This window comes from Herbidospora sp. NBRC 101105 (assembly GCF_030269205.1).
GTDB classification, from domain to species: domain Bacteria; phylum Actinomycetota; class Actinomycetes; order Streptosporangiales; family Streptosporangiaceae; genus Herbidospora; species Herbidospora solisilvae.
On the sequence record NZ_BSSX01000032.1, the window covers coordinates 1 to 298 of the forward strand.

General features: G+C 59.1%; 1 rRNA gene. It reads left to right on the plus strand.

Annotation, left to right across the window (positions count from 1 at the left end):
• Positions 1-216: 216 nt before the first annotated feature.
• Positions 217-298: ribosomal RNA gene (locus QSK34_RS37670) — 23S ribosomal RNA — on the plus strand; the annotation flags it as partial.

The window sequence follows — 298 nt, forward strand, 5'->3', positions numbered from 1 at the left end:
GAGCACACTGTTGGGTCCTGAGGAAACGGACCGTCTTCGGGGTCATCGCCTAGTGTGGTGGCCCTGTTGTTCGGGCCTGAGTGCCTCTGGACTAACTGCGGGATCCGCTTCTGCCATACCGCATCTCATCGCGTGAGCGTTGGGGTGGTCTGGTGGCGGGCCGGTTGGATCGCTGTTTGTTGTTTGTGAATTGCATAGTGGACGCGAGCATCTTGTGGCCAAGTTTTTTAGGGCACACGGTGGATGCCTTGGCATCAGGAGCCGATGAAGGACGTGGGAGGCTGCGTTAAGCCTCGGG